General features: G+C 70.6%; 17 protein-coding genes. 9 read left to right on the top strand and 8 right to left on the bottom strand.

What is annotated here, in order from left to right; translation table 11 throughout:
* Window positions 1–3: 3 nt before the first annotated feature.
* Window positions 4–1,857, bottom strand: a complete 1,854-nt coding sequence (locus tag AB0J87_RS57670; RefSeq protein WP_363983495.1) for a PHB depolymerase family esterase — start codon at window positions 1,855–1,857, stop codon at window positions 4–6.
* Window positions 1,858–2,102: 245 nt separating this feature from the next.
* Between AB0J87_RS57670 and AB0J87_RS57665 the strand changes: the two genes are divergently transcribed.
* On the top strand, window positions 2,103–2,573 hold the full coding sequence (locus AB0J87_RS57665; protein ID WP_349449740.1) for a MarR family transcriptional regulator: 471 nt from the start codon (window positions 2,103–2,105) through the stop codon (window positions 2,571–2,573).
* 543 nt (window positions 2,574–3,116) lie between these two features.
* On the opposite strand, the gene AB0J87_RS57660 is transcribed toward AB0J87_RS57665, so the two are convergent.
* The gene (locus AB0J87_RS57660) at window positions 3,117–3,284 is read right to left on the bottom strand and encodes a hypothetical protein (protein ID WP_363983491.1); all 168 of its coding nucleotides are present in this window, start codon (window positions 3,282–3,284) and stop codon (window positions 3,117–3,119) included.
* Window positions 3,285–3,385: 101 nt separating this feature from the next.
* Entirely contained in the window at window positions 3,386–3,544 is a 159-nt protein-coding gene (locus tag AB0J87_RS57655; protein ID WP_363983488.1) for a hypothetical protein, read from the bottom strand.
* 236 nt (window positions 3,545–3,780) lie between these two features.
* Here AB0J87_RS57655 and AB0J87_RS57650 point away from each other — a divergent pair, with 236 nt between their 5' ends.
* The 4 genes from AB0J87_RS57650 to AB0J87_RS57635 are packed head-to-tail and all read left to right on the top strand — an operon-like array spanning window position 3,781 to window position 10,745.
* The gene (locus AB0J87_RS57650; RefSeq protein ID WP_319709680.1) at window positions 3,781–4,713 is read left to right on the top strand and encodes an ABC transporter ATP-binding protein; all 933 of its coding nucleotides are present in this window, start codon (window positions 3,781–3,783) and stop codon (window positions 4,711–4,713) included.
* Window positions 4,710–5,450, top strand: a complete 741-nt coding sequence (locus AB0J87_RS57645) for an ABC transporter ATP-binding protein (RefSeq protein WP_363983485.1) — start codon at window positions 4,710–4,712, stop codon at window positions 5,448–5,450. Before AB0J87_RS57650 ends, AB0J87_RS57645 begins: the two co-directional genes overlap by 4 nt.
* A gap of 16 nt (window positions 5,451–5,466) precedes the next feature.
* Window positions 5,467–8,637, top strand: coding sequence for an FtsX-like permease family protein (locus tag AB0J87_RS57640; RefSeq protein ID WP_363983482.1), 3,171 nt, complete (start codon window positions 5,467–5,469; stop codon window positions 8,635–8,637).
* Window positions 8,634–10,745, top strand: a complete 2,112-nt coding sequence (locus tag AB0J87_RS57635) for an FtsX-like permease family protein (protein ID WP_363983479.1) — start codon at window positions 8,634–8,636, stop codon at window positions 10,743–10,745. Before AB0J87_RS57640 ends, AB0J87_RS57635 begins: the two co-directional genes overlap by 4 nt.
* A 284-nt stretch (window positions 10,746–11,029) precedes the next feature.
* Here AB0J87_RS57635 and AB0J87_RS57630 read toward each other — a convergent pair whose 3' ends face one another.
* Window positions 11,030–11,323: a hypothetical protein gene (locus AB0J87_RS57630; RefSeq protein ID WP_363983476.1), complete on the bottom strand. Its 294-nt coding sequence runs from the start codon at window positions 11,321–11,323 to the stop codon at window positions 11,030–11,032.
* A gap of 242 nt (window positions 11,324–11,565) precedes the next feature.
* Complete coding sequence (locus AB0J87_RS57625; protein WP_363983473.1) at window positions 11,566–12,132, bottom strand: helix-turn-helix domain-containing protein; 567 nt, start codon at window positions 12,130–12,132, stop codon at window positions 11,566–11,568.
* Between the two features lie 179 nt (window positions 12,133–12,311).
* Here AB0J87_RS57625 and AB0J87_RS57620 point away from each other — a divergent pair, with 179 nt between their 5' ends.
* From AB0J87_RS57620 to AB0J87_RS57605, 4 genes are all read left to right on the top strand, one after another.
* Window positions 12,312–12,812, top strand: a complete 501-nt coding sequence (locus AB0J87_RS57620) for a helix-turn-helix domain-containing protein (protein WP_363983470.1) — start codon at window positions 12,312–12,314, stop codon at window positions 12,810–12,812.
* A gap of 13 nt (window positions 12,813–12,825) precedes the next feature.
* Complete coding sequence (locus AB0J87_RS57615) at window positions 12,826–13,176, top strand: hypothetical protein (protein WP_363983467.1); 351 nt, start codon at window positions 12,826–12,828, stop codon at window positions 13,174–13,176.
* Between the two features lie 13 nt (window positions 13,177–13,189).
* Window positions 13,190–14,215, top strand: coding sequence for a hypothetical protein (locus AB0J87_RS57610; RefSeq protein ID WP_363983464.1), 1,026 nt, complete (start codon window positions 13,190–13,192; stop codon window positions 14,213–14,215).
* A gap of 683 nt (window positions 14,216–14,898) precedes the next feature.
* Window positions 14,899–15,414 carry an SMI1/KNR4 family protein gene (locus AB0J87_RS57605; protein WP_363983461.1) on the top strand — a complete coding sequence of 172 codons (516 nt, stop codon included), beginning with the start codon at window positions 14,899–14,901 and terminating at the stop codon, window positions 15,412–15,414.
* A 254-nt stretch (window positions 15,415–15,668) separates the two neighbouring features.
* Here the strand turns inward: AB0J87_RS57605 and AB0J87_RS57600 are convergent, their stop codons facing one another.
* The 3 genes from AB0J87_RS57600 to AB0J87_RS57590 all read right to left on the bottom strand — a co-directional run bounded on the left by AB0J87_RS57600 (window position 15,669) and on the right by AB0J87_RS57590 (window position 17,657).
* On the bottom strand, window positions 15,669–16,259 hold the full coding sequence (locus AB0J87_RS57600; protein ID WP_363983458.1) for a Pr6Pr family membrane protein: 591 nt from the start codon (window positions 16,257–16,259) through the stop codon (window positions 15,669–15,671).
* Between the two features lie 20 nt (window positions 16,260–16,279).
* Entirely contained in the window at window positions 16,280–16,543 is a 264-nt protein-coding gene (locus tag AB0J87_RS57595; protein ID WP_363983455.1) for a DUF2809 domain-containing protein, read from the bottom strand.
* A gap of 466 nt (window positions 16,544–17,009) precedes the next feature.
* Window positions 17,010–17,657 (bottom strand): GntR family transcriptional regulator, encoded by a 648-nt coding sequence (locus AB0J87_RS57590; protein WP_363983452.1) that lies wholly within the window; start codon window positions 17,655–17,657, stop codon window positions 17,010–17,012.
* Window positions 17,658–17,706 lie beyond the last annotated feature (49 nt).

Raw genomic sequence — 17,706 nt, 5'->3', positions numbered from 1 at the left:
TGGTCAGGCGCAGGTGTAGCCGGACGGCAGGGCGGTGTTGCCGTTGGGCCTGCTCGCTTGGAAGCCGAAGCTGGTGGTGCTGGCTCCCGGTGCGAGCGTGCCGTTGTGGCTGACACTTCTGACCGTGACGGTCTGGCCGCTGGTGGTGACGGTGGCGTTCCACGAGCCGGTCAGGGTGTGCCCGGCCGGCAGGGTGAAGGTGACGGTCCAGCTGGTGATCGTCGAGGTGCTGGTGTTGGTGATGGTCAGCGGCTGGATCACATACCCGTTGCCCCACTGGGACTGCACGGTCGGGGTGGCCGAGCAGGCACCGGTCGTGCCTCCCTGCGTGGTGATCTGGACGGTGTTGGAGACCGGTGAGACGTTACCAGCGGCATCGCGCGCCCGGATCTGGTAGCGGTAGGTGGTGTTCGCGGTCAGGCCCGTGTCGGTGAACGAGGTCGTGGCCGAGGTGCCGATCTGGGTGAACGTGCCGCCCGTCGCGCCGGGAGCGCGCAGGATCTCATAGCCGGTCACACCGGTGTCGTCAGTGGAGGCCGTCCAGGTCAGGCTGGTGCCGGTTGTGGTGGTGCCCGAGGCGGTGAGCCCGGCCGGGGCGGTCGGCGGCGTGGTGTCGCCTCCGGTGGCGGCCGTGGTGAAGGTGGCCGGCGCGGAGTTGCCCGACAGGTTGCCCGCGCCGTCACGCGCCCGTACGTACACCTGGTATTGGGTGTTGGCACTCAGCCCGGTCAGGGTGATCGAGGTGGTGGTGGACTGGCCAAGCTGCGGGTCGGTGGCGCCCTGCTCCCGGTAGACGTTGTAGCCGGCCAAGCCGGAGCCGCCCTGGTCGGTGGACGCGGTCCAGGTCAGCGTGGCACTGGAGGCGGTCACGTTGGACGCGACCGGGGTGCCTGGCGTGCTCGGCGGCGTGGTGTCGGTCGGACTGGTGGTCAAGCCGAAGAACTCGATGGCGTAGAGGGCCATACCGCTCTGCGGAAGAGCATGCCCGGCGCCCTGGATGCTGTACGCCTCCACCTGCACGGTGCCGGACGGATTGGCGTACCGGCTGCGGGTCCAGTTTGCCTGCGGGGTGTCGGTGCTGGTCGGGGTCTGGCTCAGCCCGAACACATTGGTCCACTGCTCGATCGACTCTCGCAGCAGCGAGTAGGGCACGAGGGTGTCGCTGGTGCCGTGCCACAGTTGCATGCGCGGGCGGGGGCCGGAATATCCCGGGTACGCCTGGCGGACCGCATCGCCCCACTGCTGGGGTGTTCGGTCCATGCTCCCGCCGGTGCACCTGCTGCTTCCGGGCGGATAGTCGGAGGCGCCGGCGAAGCAGTTGAAGGGCACACCCATGAAGGAGGCCCCTGCCTTGAACACGTCCGGGTAGACGGCGAGCATGTGCTGGGTCATCATGCCGCCGGACGAGCTTCCGGTGGCGTAGACCCGGTTCGGGTCCCCCTGATAGTTCCGCTCGACATAGTCGATCATTGAGGCGATCGAGACCGGATCGCTGCTGCCGCCGCGCCGCTTGGCCGCGTCCGACCAGGTGTCGAAGCAGTTGCCGAACCCTGCCGACTGGGTGGCGGTCGGGTAGATGACGACGAAGCCGTATCGATCCGCCAGCGAGGCGAACTCACTGCCCTGGTAGAAGCCGGGACCGGAGCCGCCGCAGCCATGCATCGCGACCACGATCGCCGGCGAGGCCGGGTGCGAGTCCGGCACATAGATGTGCATCCGCATGTTGCCCGGGTTGTTGCCGAAGCTGGTCACCTCCACCAGGGTGGCGGCGACGGCCGGCGATCCGAGTACCACGGTCATGACGGCAAAGAGCGCCGCGGCGCAGGCACCAGCCAGCACCGTGGTCAATCGTCTCATTCGCGCTCCTCCTCTCCATATCCGCGGCGCGCCGCGGATCGGTCCGCCGCGTATTGACGTCGGTCGCTGGAAAATAGAAGGGCCACGATCCACCGTCAATGCACGCTTGTTGCGCATGCCCGCCAGTTCACCTGGCAGAGAGCCGTTTTCCCTGGTTATCAAGTAACTTGCTATCAAGATCCTTGATATGGGGGTGGGAAACTTACATTGGAGCCCGTTCTGACGGGGCGCGATATCGTCTCCTGGTGACCGATCCGGGTGTCCCCGCGGCCGCTGCGCCGGACGCACCGCCGCCCCGTGTGAGCTACCTGGTGTTCCGGCTGGAACGCCGCATCCGCGCCTGCCTGGATGAAGCGCTCGCCCGGCACGGCATGACGACCACCGAATACATGGCGCTCAGCGAGCTGCGCCTGCGCGACGCCCCGTCCTCGGCCGACCTGGCCCGCATCGCCTTCGTCACCCCGCAGGCGATGAACCTGGTCATCCGCGATCTCGAACAACGCGGCCTGATCCGCCGCGACCCGCATCCCCGTGGTGGCCGCGCTCTGCGCACCCGCCTTACCCCGAAAGGCCTGAGCACCCTCCGGCGATGCGACCGCTCCCTCGACAGCATCGAAGCCGTCATGCTCGCCGAGATCGACGACCCGGACCGCACGACACTCGCGGAAGCGCTCACGCTGTGCGCCCGAGCCCTCCACCCGGACATGCGGCCCTGATCCCAGTCCTTCGCTCGCAGAAGCCACATTCGACGGAGACGCACCGCGCGGCAGTTCAAGCGCTGGTCCTGTGGGATGTGGCCCGGCCCCCGCCTCCGCGCGGGGACCGGGCCGATCACCGCGAGGGCCGCCTCCAGCTTGGCCTCAGCGGACGGCGAGGTCGAGGCTGCCGATTGCGGCCTTTCCTGCTGGCAGACGCGGACGGTGACGGCGTTGGGGTCGTTTCCGCAGACGTCTCCCGGCCCGTAGGCGCTGATGGTCCGGTCATCGTGGCGGAGTGTCGCCTGGATCGCGTAGGTCGCAGAATCGATCTCCGGGGTGAGCGGACGCAGTAGGTGCCGGTGCTGATCATTTCCGCGGAGACGACGTTCTGACCGGGCCGGCCGCACCGCCGAGCACGACCCCGCCGCCGGCGTTGCTTCTCTCCTTCCCGGTAGCCGCGGTTGTCGGCCTGCCAGGCAAGGACGGGGTCGTCAGTCCACACCAGTGGCTTGGGCCGGATGTGGGCGGGCATCTCCAGGACCGCGGCGGGGTTGAAGTCGATCAGTGCCGCATGGCCATGTTGAGCGCATGCCGCAGGGTCGCGCGGATGCGGTGCGTGGTGGCGATGCTGGTCGGCCGCCGGTACTTCACCGCGGCCCGGACCTGCGGGTCGGGGTCGGCGCGGCGTTCGGCGATGATGTCGTTGAACGCCGCGATCTGCTCGAACATCAACGCGATGTCGCTGACCCTGAGCTGATCCAGCCTGAGCCGCCCCAGACAGGGGTGAGGTAGAGCCGGATGTGGCCCTCGTAGGAGCGGCGGGTGGTCTCCTAGATCTTCCGCTCACGGTTGAGGAACTCGGCCGGCCACTGTTCGACGGTGATCTCCTGGGTGATCTTGCTATCGGTCAGGGTGCGCTTGATCAGGTCGGCGATCTGGGTGCGGGTGGCGGGCTCGCGCGGATCGGCCGGCGCGAGCAGGTCGCGCACCTGGCCGAGCTCGTCCTTGGCGGCGTCCTAGGTGACGAAGCCGCCGCGGCGCATCGGCCCGCGCCGCTCCGACCGGGAAGCCAAGCAAACCCGCAGCTCACGACCGTGAACGGAGTATCGACACCCTTCACGCGAGCGCACGGTGAGATCCGCGGTGTGAAAGAGTCTTGGGTCCGATTTGCGAGGACGATAGAGTCTGGCCCTGAGGCAGAGCTGGGCCGGGGTTGAGGAGGGGGATGTCCATCACGCCCTTATCCCTGCCGCAGCCGCCTGCGAAGGCGCCGGAGTTCGGACGAGACGCGCTGATCGTGTGCGAGAGCCTGGTGCGGATCTACCAGTCCGGGTCGGTCGAGGTGCAGGCACTGCAGGGGCTGGACCTGGTCGTGGACAGCGGGGAGATGGTGGCCGTCGTCGGAGCGTCCGGGTCGGGGAAGTCGACGTTGTTGTCCATCCTGGCCGGGGTCGACGCTCCCACCGCCGGGCGGGTGCGGGTCGATCAGTGGAATCTGCTGGACATGTCGCGGGCCGATCGTGTCCGGTATCGGCGGCACACCGTGGGACTCGTACGCCAGCAGACGGCCGCCAACCTCATCCCGTACCTGACCGCGCGGCAGATGGTCGACCTGCCGATGACAGCGGCCCGCACTCCCGGCCGGGTACGCCGCAGGCGCGCTGCCGAGTTGCTGGACCTGCTCGGCGTCGCCGAGTGCGCCGAGCGGCGGCCCGCGCAGCTGTCCGGCGGGCAGCAGATGCGGGTGGCCATCGCGGTGGCCCTTGCCAACGAGCCCAGGGTGCTGCTGGCCGATGAGCCGACCGGGGAACTGGACAGCGCCACGTCGGCCGCGGTGTTCGGGCTGTTGCGGGAGATCAACCGGCGGCTGGGCGTCACCGTCGTCATCGTGACCCACGATCCCGCGGTCAGTGGGCAGGTGGAGCGGACGGTGGCGATTCGCGACGGGCGCACCAGCAGCGAAGTGTTGCGGCGTACCGCCACCGGAGATGACGGCGCCCCGCAGGTGATCGCCGAGGAATACGCGGTGATGGACCGGGCAGGGCGGATTCAGGTGCCGCGCGACTACCGGGAGGCGCTGGCGTTGACGCGACGGGTCCGGCTGGTGCTGGAAGCCGATCACGTCGCGATCCGTCCCGACGGCGGCGGGGCCGGATGAACGGCGGGCTCCTGGTCAGCGTGCGTGGCGTTCATCGCCGGTACGGCAGCGGGGAGACCGCCGTGCACGCGTTGCGGGATGTGACGTTCGAGCTCGCGGCCGGCACCATGACCGCCCTCGTCGGGCGGTCCGGCTCCGGCAAGACCACGCTGCTCAACATCATCGGCGGCCTGGACCGCCCGGACTCCGGAACGGTCCTCGTCGACGGAACGGACATCACCGCCCTCGACGAGGACGGCCTGTCCCTGCTACGGCGGGAGAAGGTCTCGTACGTCTTCCAGACCTTCGGCCTGATCCCGGTGTTGTCGGCCGCGGAGAACGTGGGCGCCCCGCTACGGCTGGCCCGCGTACCGCCGGTGGAGCGTGAGCGGCGGGTCGCGCTGCTGCTGGAACTGGTCGGACTGGCCGCCCATGCCGAGCAACTACCCGCTGAGCTGTCCGGCGGGCAGCAGCAGCGGGTGGCGATCGCCCGGGCGCTGGCAGCCTCGCCCCGGCTGCTGATCGCGGACGAGCCGACCGGGCAGTTGGACGCCGAGACCGGTCTGTCGGTGATGGCACTGCTGCGCGGGGTGGTGGAGTCCGAAGGGGTGACGGCGCTGGTCGCCACGCATGATCCGACGATGCTCGCGCTGGCGGATCGGGTGATCCGCATCAACGATGGGCATCTCGACGAGCATCCCGGCATGCGCTCTGATGGGCGGCTCGACGGACGCTCCAACGGTCAGGGCGATTCGTGATCAGTAAGAGCTGGCCGTGCTGAGGCTGGTCGCCCGGCGAGCCCGTGCGCAATGGCCATTGCTGGCAGCCCTCCTGGCCGTCGCCGTGGTCGGCCCCACGCTGCTGGGCACCTGCGCCCTCCTGCTCACCCGTACCGCCGAGCAGGCGCTGGAGACTGCCGCCTCCCGCGCCACCTCCGACCAGATCGACGTCACCGCCTACACCGTCACCATTCGCGGCGAGCACGCGAGATCCGTCGCCGACGACACCCTCGGCGTGCTGACCTCGGCCCTCGCTCCGTTCGCGACAACAACGGCCGCGCGCGCGTCGTCCGCGATGCGCTCGCTCCCCAGCGCCGGTGTTCCGGCTGTGGCGTACCTGTCGGGGATGGAGGACCTGCCGGCCCGCACCCGGCTGGCCGCCGGACGCCTGCCGCGGGCGGGTGTCGCGCCGACGGAGGCCGTTGTCCTGGAAAGCACCGCACGGCAGCTCGGCCTGACTGTCGGCAGCCGGGTCCGCCTCGGCAGAGAGTTGGCCGACGATCCCGACCAGAGGATCGAGGTGAGCGTGGTCGGGGTCGTACGCCCGCTGCCGGGCACCGGCTGGGACCGTGACCCCCTCGCCGCCACCGGATACGATCCGGCCTACCGCGACGGCCGCTCCGCACAGCCGGTTCACGCGTACGGGCCGTTCATCGTCGACCTCGCCGACCTGCTCGGCGGCGGCTCCACCCTCGACCGGCTGGAGATCAGCGCCCACCCCGACCTGTCCGCCCCCGCCGGCCGTGACCTCGACACCGTCACCCAGGCCGTGCTCGGCGCCGACCGCCGGCTGGGACAGACGCTCGGCGACCGGGTACGGATCCAGCGAGTCGCCTCCCGATTGCCCTCGACCCTGCTGGCCGCCCACGATCAGCAGCGGGTCACCACGGCCGCCGTGCTCGCCGTCGCCGCCATCGGCCTCGTCCTGACCGCGACCGCCCTCGCCCTCGCCGGTCGGCTCAGCGCCGGTGTGCGCAGCGACGAGACCGCCCTGCTGGCCGCGCTGGGCGTCGGCCGCGGTCAACTCGCCACCGCCGCGCTCGTCGAGGCCGGCGTGCTCGCCGTGCTCGCCACCGCGGTCGCGATCCCGGCGTCGTCCGCCCTGCACGCCGGGCTGACCCGGCTGCCGCCCATGGCCGGGGCCGGGCTCGCCACGCCTTTCGGCGTGAACGCCGTACAGGTGCTGTCCGTCGCCGGCGGCGCGCTGACGCTGGCGGTGGTGCTCGTCGTGCCCTCGCTGCGGACCCCTTCCGGAGGTGTACGCGGGCGGCGGGATCTGCTTGCCCGATCTGGCGCCGACCTGCTGCTCGTGGCGCTCGCCGCCGTCGGCTGGTGGCAGTTACGCGATCAGCCGACCGGTTCAGGTTCTCCCGTCGACGCCGTACGAGTGCTCGCTCCCGCGCTGCTGCTCATCGCCGGATCCGCGGTGACGTTGCGCCTGGTGTGGCCCGCGTTGCGCGGTGTGGAACGGCTGGCCGGCCGGGCTCGCGGGCTGATGGTTCCGCTGGCCGCGTTCGAAGCCGCCCGCAGGCCACAAGCGGTCGCGGCGGGGCTGCTCATCGGGCTGGGCTGCGCGGCGGCCACGTACGGGATCGGGTTCGACGCCACGTGGCAGCGCTCCCAGCAGGACCAGGCCGATCTGTCCGTCGGCACCGATCTCGCGCTCACCCTCACCGCCCCGCCCGCCGCCGGGCAGGGCCCGGTGGTCGGCGCGGCCAGCGGGGGAGAGGTGAGCCCGGCCACCGATCGTGGCGTCGCGGTCGGGCAGTGGCTCGGCGGCGCCGGTGACCCGCCGCGGCTGATCGCCGTGGACACCACTCGTGCCGGGGCGCTGCTGCGCGGACGGCTGAACGTCGGACGCACCTGGAACGCTGTGGGCGCCGGTCTCGCGCCGCCGACGCGCGCCGCCGGTGTTCCCGTCCCGGCCGGAGCCGCGCTCTCCCTGGTCGCCAACGCAACCGGTACGACGCCGCTCACCGTGACGCCCCGGCTGCTGTTCCAGGATGCGACAGGGCTGCGTACTCCTTGCACTGGTGAACCCATCCCGCTCGACGGCAAAGCGCATCCGCTGCCGGACTGCGCGACGGCCGAAGGGCTCCGGCTGGTCGCGGTGTCCCTTCCGTTCGCGATCGCGACGGGGAACGTGGGCACCGGCCACTCCGATGCCCTGGCGGACCCCCCGACGGGGGACAGCCGCGTCGCCGTGACTCTCACCGTGCCGGGAACAGCCTCTGGGGCATCGCCCTGGACCGCCACCTCAGCCGGGCCGGCCCCCGGGCAGCTCGGCAATCCGGCCGTCGCCCTGACCAGCACCCCCGCGGGTACCGAGCTGAGGATGACCACGACCGTCGCGCTGAAGGGCCCGCCGGACGCCGCCAGGAACCTGGTCGCCACTGCTTTCCCGGCCCCGGGACCGGTGCCCGTCGCCGTCTCCGCCCGCTTCGCCGACGAGGTGGACGCCCGGCGCGGTTCCCGGCTCGACCTCACCGTCGGCCTCACCCCCGTACAGGTCAGCGTGGCCGAGGTGCTGCCGGCCGTGCCGTCCGCTCCGGGTGCCGCGGCCATCCTGGCCGACTTCGACGCCCTCTCCCGTGCCCTCGCCGTCAGCGGCGACTTCGACGTGCCCGTGGACGCGTGGTGGGTCGGCCATCCTGCCGGAGGTGATGCGGCCGATCTCCGCCTCGGCAGCGTCACCACGCGCGCGTCCGAGACCGCCCGGCTCACCGGCGGCCCGCTGCGGGCCGGGCTCCCGGCCGTGCTCCGGCTGCTCGTACCGGCCGCAGTGCTGCTGATGATCGCCGGAATCGTCCTGCACGTGACGTTCGACCTGCGGGCCCGCGCGGTCGAGATGGCGCGCCTGCGGGGTCTCGGGATGACCCGGCGCGAGATCCGTACCGTGCTGCTCGGCCAGCACGTCGGCATCCTGCTGCCGCTGCTCGCGGCGGGCGCGGTCGTCGGCGCGCTGGCCACCCGCGTCGTCGCGCCTCTGCTCGTCCGCTCCGATACCGGCGCCGCTCCCGTCCCCGAGGTTCTGCCCGTCTGGCCGTGGGCCGCCGAGGCCGCCCTGCTCACCGGGCTGCTGGCCGGGTGCGCGCTGGCGGTGAGCGCGGTGGTCGTCGTCCAGGCCCGGCTTGCCGATGCCGCGTATCTGCGGGTGGCGTCGTGAGGATCCCGGCACCGCACTGGCCCAGCGTCGTCGGCCGCGCCCGCGCGGACGCCGGGCCACTGCTCCTGGCCGCCGTCGTGGTGACGGTCGTCACGCTGCTCGCCGGCGCGATGCCGCCGACGTTGTCCGCGACCGCCGACGCCGCCGTACGGGACGCGGTACGCAGGACCGGCGGCGACCTCCAGGTCCACGCCCGCATGGAAGGCGACGACGGGCCGAACGGCAGCCGTGTCCGGCACCCCCGCCTCGCCGAGGACGTCGACGACTTCCGAGCCAGGGCGACGGACGAACTCGGCCCCGGCCTGCGCGCCGCCCTGCGTCCACCCGTCGGCACCGTCACCAGCCCCACCCTCAAGATCACCGATGGCAGCGTGCTGCGTACGTTCCAGCTCGCCTATGTGGCCCGCGACGGTGGGCCCGACGTGACCTGGATCGCGGGCGGCCCGCCCCGGCCCACCGCCTCCGCGACGGCGGAGGTTCCCTACGGCGCGCCGCCGTGGCCGGTGCAGGTGGGCCTGTCGGAGGCGGACGCCGCCGCTCTCCAGCTCCGTCCCGGCTCCCGCCTCCCGCTTGCAGACGACCAGGGGAATGTCAAGAAGGTCCAGGTCAGCGGCATCTTCCGGCCTCGGGACAGCGCCGATCCCGCCTGGCGGCTCCTCCCCTCGCTGCTGAGTCCCGTCGCCGGCGCGGACGGCACGGGAAGCACCCGGTTCGCCGGGCTGCTGTCACGCGACTCGCTGCCCGACGCCCGGCTCGCCTTCGGCCAGGACGAGTTGCGGCGTACCGTCTGGTTCACGCCCGAACCGACCCGGCTCACCTGGGACGAGGTCCCGTCGGTCGCCGCGAAGGTGGTCGCGCTCAAGGCGGCCTCCGGCTCCTCTGGCGCCCGGGACGGCTCGCTGAAGTGGGAGACCCGGCTCGACGGGGTGTTGCGGAACGTGAGCTCCCAGGTCGACGCCGCGTCCGCGCAAGCGTCCATCCTGCTCATCACCCTGCTCGCCGTCGCGGTCCTGGTACTGCTGCTCGCCGCCGACCTGCTGGTGCACCGCCGTGCTCCCGCCCTGGCCGCCGCCCGGCAGAGAGGGATGTCGCTACCGGTGATCGGTGGCGAACTGCTGCTCGAATCCGCCGTGATGGCGCTGCTGGCCGCGGCGGCCGGGCTCGGTCTGGCCCGGGCCGTCGCGCCGGGGGTCTCCTGGGAGTGGGTGGCTCCCGTGGTGGTCACCGCCGTCGCCGCCGGACCGGCGTTCGGCACGCTCACCGCCGCCCGCGCCACCCGGGATCGCCGCGTCCCGGCCAACCGGAGTGCGCGGCGGTGGGTGCGTAACACCGTACGACTGCGGCGGGCCGCCCTTGAGACCGGGGTGCTGGCGGCCGCGTCCGGCGCCATCGTCGCTCTGTACCAGCGTGGAGTCGGTGGCGGGGTGCTGCCCGCGAGCGCGCCTGCCCTCTGCGCGCTCGCAGGCGCGCTCGTGCTGGCGCGGGCGCTGCCCCTCGTGATGCGCTTCGTGCTCAAGCGGCTTCTGCGGTCGAGCCGGCCGCTGGCGGTGTTCGGGGCCGCGAAGGCGGCGGCGACCTCGGCCCGGGTGCTGCCGCTGCTGGTACTCGTGACCTCCGTGGCCTTGACCTCGTACGCGCTCACCTTTGGCGCCGCTGTCGGCCACGGGACTGCGGATGGGCCGCTGGCCTCGGGGCTCCTGCGGTTGGCGTGGGTCTCGGCTGTAACCCTGCCGGTTCTGGGCCTGCTGGGACTCGTTCTCGGCACGGCAGCCGGCGCGCCGGAGCGATGGCAGACCCTGACCCGGCTGCGCACCCTCGGGCTGCGGCCCCGGGAGGCTCGCTGGGTCGCCGCGGGAGAACTGCTGCCGCCGGTGGTGGTCGCCGCTGCGGGCGGTCCGCTGCTCGGGGTGCTGCTCGCCCGCCTGACGTTCGGCTCGCTCGCCCTGCGCCTGCTCACCGGCGCCGATCCGGACCTGGCGTTGCCGTGGTGGGGGCTCGGCCTGGTGGCGGTCGTGTTCCTGGCGGCGGTCGCCGTCATGGTGCCCGTCGAATCGGCGCTACGCCGCCGACGACGGCTGAGCGAGGTACTCCGCGCGGGCGACAGCTGAGCCGGCCGACTGCCGGCGAACATGACGGCCCCTGCGCGAGCCTGCTCTCACCAGGCGAGCACGCCGGCCGTGGCGGCCGTCTCCGACAGGTTTCCTGGTCACCGATGGCGCGATCGCACAGCCGCCGTTCGTATCGGCTGTGCAACCTCTCCGACACCCCTCCACACGCAGGACATGCCGCCTGCGACGTGCCCGTTCTGGCCTGGATCCGTACCGACTCACTGGAACGGAAGACTCGCTCGATGCGGACACCGGCCAAGTGGGGGAGGAAGACTTCCAGCAGCTCAGGGACGATCACCAAACATGATCAACAAGGCGCAAGCCGAGTCCACGGGAAGATCGCGATGGTTGTCGTAGAGACCACAGGCGGGTGTCACACCCTGGAAGAATTCGTGCCCCGTGTAGACGACGCAGGACCGCGGGGCACACGTCTGGAGTACTTCGGACGCATACGCCGAAGCCGCCAGGTTGTCGAAGGTGGTGGTGGTTGCGTCGTCGTCGATGTACGCGCCCAGATGCAGCCAGGTCTTGGCCGGAAACGCCCGCGCCAGGGACACCTCGGTGCTGAAGTCGTTCACCGTGATCGTGGCCGTGCTCGCACCGGGTCGCACGCTGACACCCATTCGGTACCGGCCCGTCTCGTTTGGCTCCGCGGCAGCCGGCCGGCGGCGCGTCCAGCCGTACAGCGGACGTGTCCAGCCACAGTGACAGCACCCCAGGGTGACCCTGATGGTTAACCTGCGAATACCACGGTCGCGGAGTGAGTGCCTCGTACCAAAGGCCTCGGTGAACACGCAGATCACCGGGAATGATGCCGCGCTCACATCACCGCTCCCAAGAGCGCACTTGTGTTGATCAACTCGCCTCGCCCGGCCGGCGCCAGCAGACGACCGCCGGTCACCGCGCAGGCCACCAGCCACGGGGACAACGCGTCGACGACGAAGCTCCTGGCGAAGCGCCGCCCCACGGCCATGGACACGGCGACGACGGCGGCCACCGCGTCGGCGAACGCGGTCTCCGTCGCCGCAGGGAGGATCAGCTGCGTGCCGCCCGCCACCCGCACCAGCACCGTGGTGAAGGCCGTCCGCACCCGCCCGGCCGACGCGGCGAACCGTCGCAGCCAGCCCCGAACCGTCGACGGCGGACGACCCAGACCAGCAGCGATCCGTCGATGCCCCATGCCCTGGGCCTTCGCCTCCAACGCGGCCCCAACCCCCTCGACCCCGTCAGCCCGCCGCAGCAACCCCGTGACCGGCAACAACACGTGCGTTCGCGTGCACGAGCTGCACCACACCCGCCGCGGCCGGACCTCGATCAGCGCCTCGCCCACCCCCCCGCAGTCGGCGTCGACGCCCGAACTCTCCACCCCGCCAGCACGCCCCCGCACGACGGGCACACGATCTCGCCCGCTCGTAATCTCCGCTCGGCCTCAGCCGGTGACGTTTCCTGTTCGAGGGCCTGCACGACGACTTCTTCGAGTATGTCGTCGAGAGCCTGCGGCGACTGAGGACTTTTGAGGAACGATTGTTCTTGACTGATCGTTCCTCAAAAGGCTATCGTCGTGGCATGGGCAGACGAAGGGCGTTCGACGAGGACGAGGTGGTGCGCGCCGCCGTGGGGTTGTTCGGTGGCCGCGCGTACGATGGGGTGTCCATCGACGACCTCGTCGCCCACCTCGGCGTGCACCGCAACAGCCTGTACAAGACGTTTGGCAGCAAGCGCGGCCTCTACCTGGTCGCCTTGCGTCGCCACCTCGCCGACGACGTTCGCCCCTTGGTCGAAGCGCTCGCTGCGGCAACGGATGCCGCGACCGCGCTGCGGCTCGTCGCGTCGGCCGACCTCGGTCTGCTGCTGCTCGCGGCGGTCGAACGGGCACCGGTCGACGAGGAGGTGGCCGCCGAGGTGGCCGCGGCGTTGGCCGCCGTCGACCAGGCGATCGCCGACGCGCTCGGCATTTCCACCGCCCTGGCCGCCGCCCTCACGGCTGCCGCACTGGGCATCCTCCTGCGCGGTAACCCCGACGGTGTCGGCACCGCGCTGACCCAACGCCTCGATCCTCTCAACTGACAAGGAAACAGACATGGCACTGGTCCACATCGACGGCGACGACCTCGTTGTCGTGATCGAGGGTCTCGACAAGCTCTGGGCCCTGAAGAGCAGCCTGACCATCCCGCTGGTCAACGTCCGCGGCGCGACCGCGGATCCCGGCATCGCCGCCGACCCCAAGGGAATCCGAGCGCCGGGTGCCCACGTGCCCGGCGTGATCACGGCGGGCACGTTCCACCTCGACGGCGAGAAGGTCTTCTGGGACGTCAAGGATCCGTCGAAGACCGTCGTGATCGAACTCGCCGACGAGCGCTACGCCCGCCTGGTCCTCCAAGTCGACAACCCGCGCGCGACCGTCGCGCTGGTCGAGAACGCCCTGCGCTGAAAGAGGCAGACCGATGTTCCCCCAGGCCGCCGCGATCGTGATGTCGCTGGCCGTCGTGATCGCCACCCCGGCCGAGGCGACACCCCGTCTCGTTCCCGCCGCCGACCGCGAGGTCGTCTTCACCGTCGATGGGACGGCGACGTACGGCACCCTGCACGTTCCCGCGCACCGTGCCGGGCAACGACTGCGCGCCGCGCTGCTGCTGCCCGGCAGCGGACCCACCGACCGCGACGGCAACCAACCACGCACGTCCCCGAACACCCTGGCGCAGGTGGCCGACGTGCTCGACAGCGACCGGGTCGCCACGCTGCGGTTCGACAAGTACGGCACCGGCCGCACCGGGCTCGGCGCCTATCATGACCACCCGGAAAAACTCGACTACCCGGCGTTCGTCCGTCAGGCAAAGGCCGCCTACGAGTCGTTGCGCGATCAGCCGGAGACCGACCCGCACGCGCTGATGGTCGTCGGGCACAGCGAGGGCGCGATGACCGCGCTGCTGCTCGGCGGCACCGTCCACCCGCGCCCGCCCGGCCTGGCGCTGCTGCAACCGCAGGCGATCCGCATGCTGGACCTGGTCGCGCTGCAACTGCACGCCCAGATCGCCGAGGCGACCCGGCAGGGTCAGTTCACCCCGGAGCAGCAGCGCGCGATCGATGCGGCGATCGACGCCGCCGTCACCGCCCTGCGCGAACACCGACCGGTCGACCCCACCAACCTGCCGCCCGCCATCGCCAAGCTCTTCGAGGCCTTCCAAGGGGCGAGCGGCCGGTTTGTGATCAGCGACGACGCCGTCTACCCGCCTGACTCCGCCGCGGCCCTGCGGCCGTGGACCACGGTACTGCTGACCTGCGGTACGAACGACGCCCAAGTCCCTTGCGCTACAACGGACGCCCTGACCGCCGCCCTACACCGCGCGCACGTCGGCGGACCGGGCCGGGTGCCACTGCCAGGAGTGGACCACCTGCTGCACGACGCCGACCACCCGAATACCCCCGCCCCGGCTGTGCTCGACGCCTTGCACCGGTTCGCGGGGCGCTGAGGTAGACCGAGGACCAAACCCCGAACCCGTGCGAGACGGGACAATCGGCCGACAGGCAGCGATCACGAGGCGGTGCCGTCCGTACGACCAGAGCCCTGTCGGAGTGGGGGCCGCCACCAGTCAAAGCGGCTGGTACTCACACCTGGTAGGTGTCTTCGAGTACCAGCCGCTCAGCTGTTGATGTTGCCCGTGTAATCGCTGGATGTGGACGGCCACGATCTTGTCCAGGCGGGCGGCCACCCCGGTCCAGGCAAGCGGCCATGAGATCTCATTCACCGCTGGCCTTGACCATGTGTGCGTGGCGCATGAGGCGGTGGCGGTGGGCTTGGGGATGATCGTGTTGAACCCGGAGGGATGGATGTTGATGGTGATGGCGAGAGGTGGTGTTGGTAGGCGGCATCGACCGGGCGGTACAAGGCTTCGGTTGTCTTGTGGCTGAGCGGGAGCAGGCCGATGTCGTCGACCGCGAGGAGGTCGGATCGGCAGAGCTTGGCGATGGTGCGGGCGACGGAACTGTCGGCCTTGGCCCGGCCGATGGTGATGGCCGCAACGACCTCGGGCACTCCGGAGCACCTGTTATCGGGCGATCCTCGTGCGCTCCCACGCTTGAAGCACCACGTTTCCAGCAGCCTTTGGTGATCGTTTAATCTTTTGGGGTGGCGGACATATCTCAAGGTCTCGTATTGCCCACTGCCCTGGCCGAGGTGGCTCAGGTTGGCTTCGAGTGGGAGTGGGATGAGGAGGCCGACGAGGCTCGCGGCTGTGACTTCGAGCTATACGATCAGTTCGAGGAGCCCGATCGGACGGCGTGGTGGTTCCAGCTGTGGACCGGCAACCAAGAGGTCGATGGTAGCGAGTTCCGCTTCTTCGGCGCGACCGGGACGGGTGACTACACCGGCTTCTGGCTGGTACGGCCTGATGTGGCGATCACCGACCAGCCCGTTGTCTACATCGGTTCCGAGGGTGAGCGCGGTGTGATTGCCCGGGACCTTGGTGATCTCCTCTGGCTGTTCGCCGCTGGTCTGGGTCCCGCGGAGGCATTCAGTGATCCCGACTTGCCTGCGGAGCCGAATGAGGCCTTCCATGCGATCGCTGAACGACACGCACCCGGTCGCCGCCGTGCCCCCGCCCAGATCGTGGCTGCCGCACGAGCAGAGTTCCCGCATTTCTCGGAACTCGTCGATGCGATGTGCCGCTGAGTACGACTCGCTTGGCCTTGGTTCGGAGAAGGGATCAGGGCCGGTGGACACGTCGCTGCCCCGTTCGTCAGGACTTTTTGATCGCGGGGGCGGCCCGCCTGGTCGTGCGCTCCGAGTCACGAAAGCTCATCGCCGCCAGGTTCCACCTGCTCGCTTGCTCCTACGAAGGGATGATTCCTTAGGGCTGGATGAGGTGGCGGCCGGGGTCGTCAAGGTCGATCCCCTCTGCGGACGATGCCAGATTCGGTGCGGGCTCAAGCGTCCGCTGGTCTGGTCGTGAGCCGGTGGACGCCGAACAGGACGTAGCCCAGCACCACGAAGGCGGCCAGTGCGGCGGCTGCCAGCGACGCGACTGTCGGCCAGCCCAGTCGTTCAACGTTCAGGAACGGGTAGACGTAGCGGCGGGGCAGGTTGGGGGCGGCGAGCAGCACGAAGGCGCCGTACAGGAGCGGGTAGCCCAGCCAGGCGAACGGGGCGGCCCAGCGCACTCGGCGCGACCGGTCGAAGGCGGCCCAGTCGACCAGCGCCATGACGGGCGTCACGTAGTGCAGCAGGAAGTTGCCCAGCCCGCGCACGCCGCCGCCGTCGAGCAGCGCCAGTGGGTTCGCGAGGTCGCGTGAGATGTAGTTCACCAGGCACGTGACCAGCAGGTATAAGGTCACCGCGCCTTTGACGTCGGGGGAGGCCGACCTGCTGCGGTAGATGACCAGCCGCCAGCCGTAGTAGAGCGCGAGCATGACGTTGCTCTGCACGGTGAAGTACGCCCAGGGGCGACCGATTGACGTCGCCAGGCATGCCAGGCCCGCCACGGTCGCCGTGAGCAGCAGGATCCGCCACGCTGTCATTCCGTCTTCGTCCTCCGTAGTCAGAGCGTGTGCGCGGTTCGGGTTGTTGCGGGGCCCACCGTGTAACAGGAGAGGTCGGGCGGGTTGAACGTGCTGCGCAGCAGCGGTCGCAGGGTGGCCGGGATATCGCCGAGCTGGGTGAACTCGATCATCCAGCCGGTGCCGGCCGCCACCCAGGGTTTCGCTTCGGGGAGGAGCGGCGGCTTCACCAGCGTGTAGATCAGCGCAGCGTAGAGAGCGTTGCCCGCGTACTTCGATGCGATGAGAGCGGGCAGGCGGGGCATCAGATCACGTTAGCGCTCAGAGCGATTGCGGGACACCTCCGCGCGCCTGCTCAGAAGGGTGTCGCTGTCGAGTTCGTGGGCGTGCTACGTGCAGGCCGCCTGCGTTCTCTGCCCTCGCCTGTTTCTCGAGGCCGGCTATCTGCTGGTCTGGCAGAAGTTGACGGGCGTCGCTGACCGCCCTGCCCGTCGTGACCCCGCCACCAAAGCCCCGCGCGCCGATGCGCCGGCTGTTCGAGGTGCCGACATAGCGAACTGGACCGGCCGGCGGCGGTGTCGCTGCCGGCCGTGAACGGCAGGCCCGCCGCCGTGGTGCTGACCGGCCACCAAGACCTCGCCCCGTCGACCGGCTGGTGCGGGCCATGATGGGGCCGGCCCGGTGGTGCGGCTGGTGGAACGGGGTGCGGGGATTGTGCCGCTGGGATGAGCGGTGGGCGGATGAGAGAGGGAGGCGCGGGCCGGGGGGGGGCTAATCGGCTGAGGGGATGCGGGACATCATGCGTTCCATGCCGTTGACCCAGTTGTCGCGCAGGGCCTGTGCGGCCTTGGGGAGGTCTCCGGCGATGAGGAGCTCGGCCACCAGGCGGTGCTCGGTCGCCTCCCGTTCGAGCGGAGTGTCGTCGCCCGCCAGCAGGTGGGCGTAGCGGCGCATCCCCGCCTTGACGCTGGTGATGAGGTCGAGCAGGCGCTCGTTGCGGCAGCCGCTCAGCAGCAGGTCGTGCCACTCGTCGTCGTGACGCTCTATCTCCTGCTGCTCCGCGATCCGGTCGGGGAACTCCTGGGCCATCGTCAGCAGCTCGGGCGCGATGCGGCGCAGGTGGTCGGGGTCGGAGCAGTCGAGTGCGAGCGACTCCAGCGCCGCGACGATCTCGCACAGCTCCCGGAACTCCTTGCGGCTCACCGGCGCGAACCTGAAGCCGCGGCCCTGGTTGCTCTCCAGCACGCCCTCGCCCGCGAGGGTGATGAGGGCCTCGCGCAGGGGAGTGCGGCTGACGCCCAGCTCCGCGGCCAGCGCGGCCTCGTTGACGTCGGTGCCCGCGACGAAGTCGCCCCGGTCGAGCCTGGTCAGCAGCTCTTCCCTGATCTGCTCGCGAAGCGGTCGCCGCTCGATGGGCATGAGGCTCCTTCGGGTTTCGGCCGGGCCAAGCTTACCGCTTGACGCGATA

It is taken from the genome of Nonomuraea sp. NPDC049625 (assembly GCF_040675285.1).
Lineage (GTDB): Bacteria > Actinomycetota > Actinomycetes > Streptosporangiales > Streptosporangiaceae > Nonomuraea > Nonomuraea angiospora_A.
Note: the sequence above shows the minus strand (reverse complement) of the source record. Positions and strands in the feature narration are given on the sequence as shown.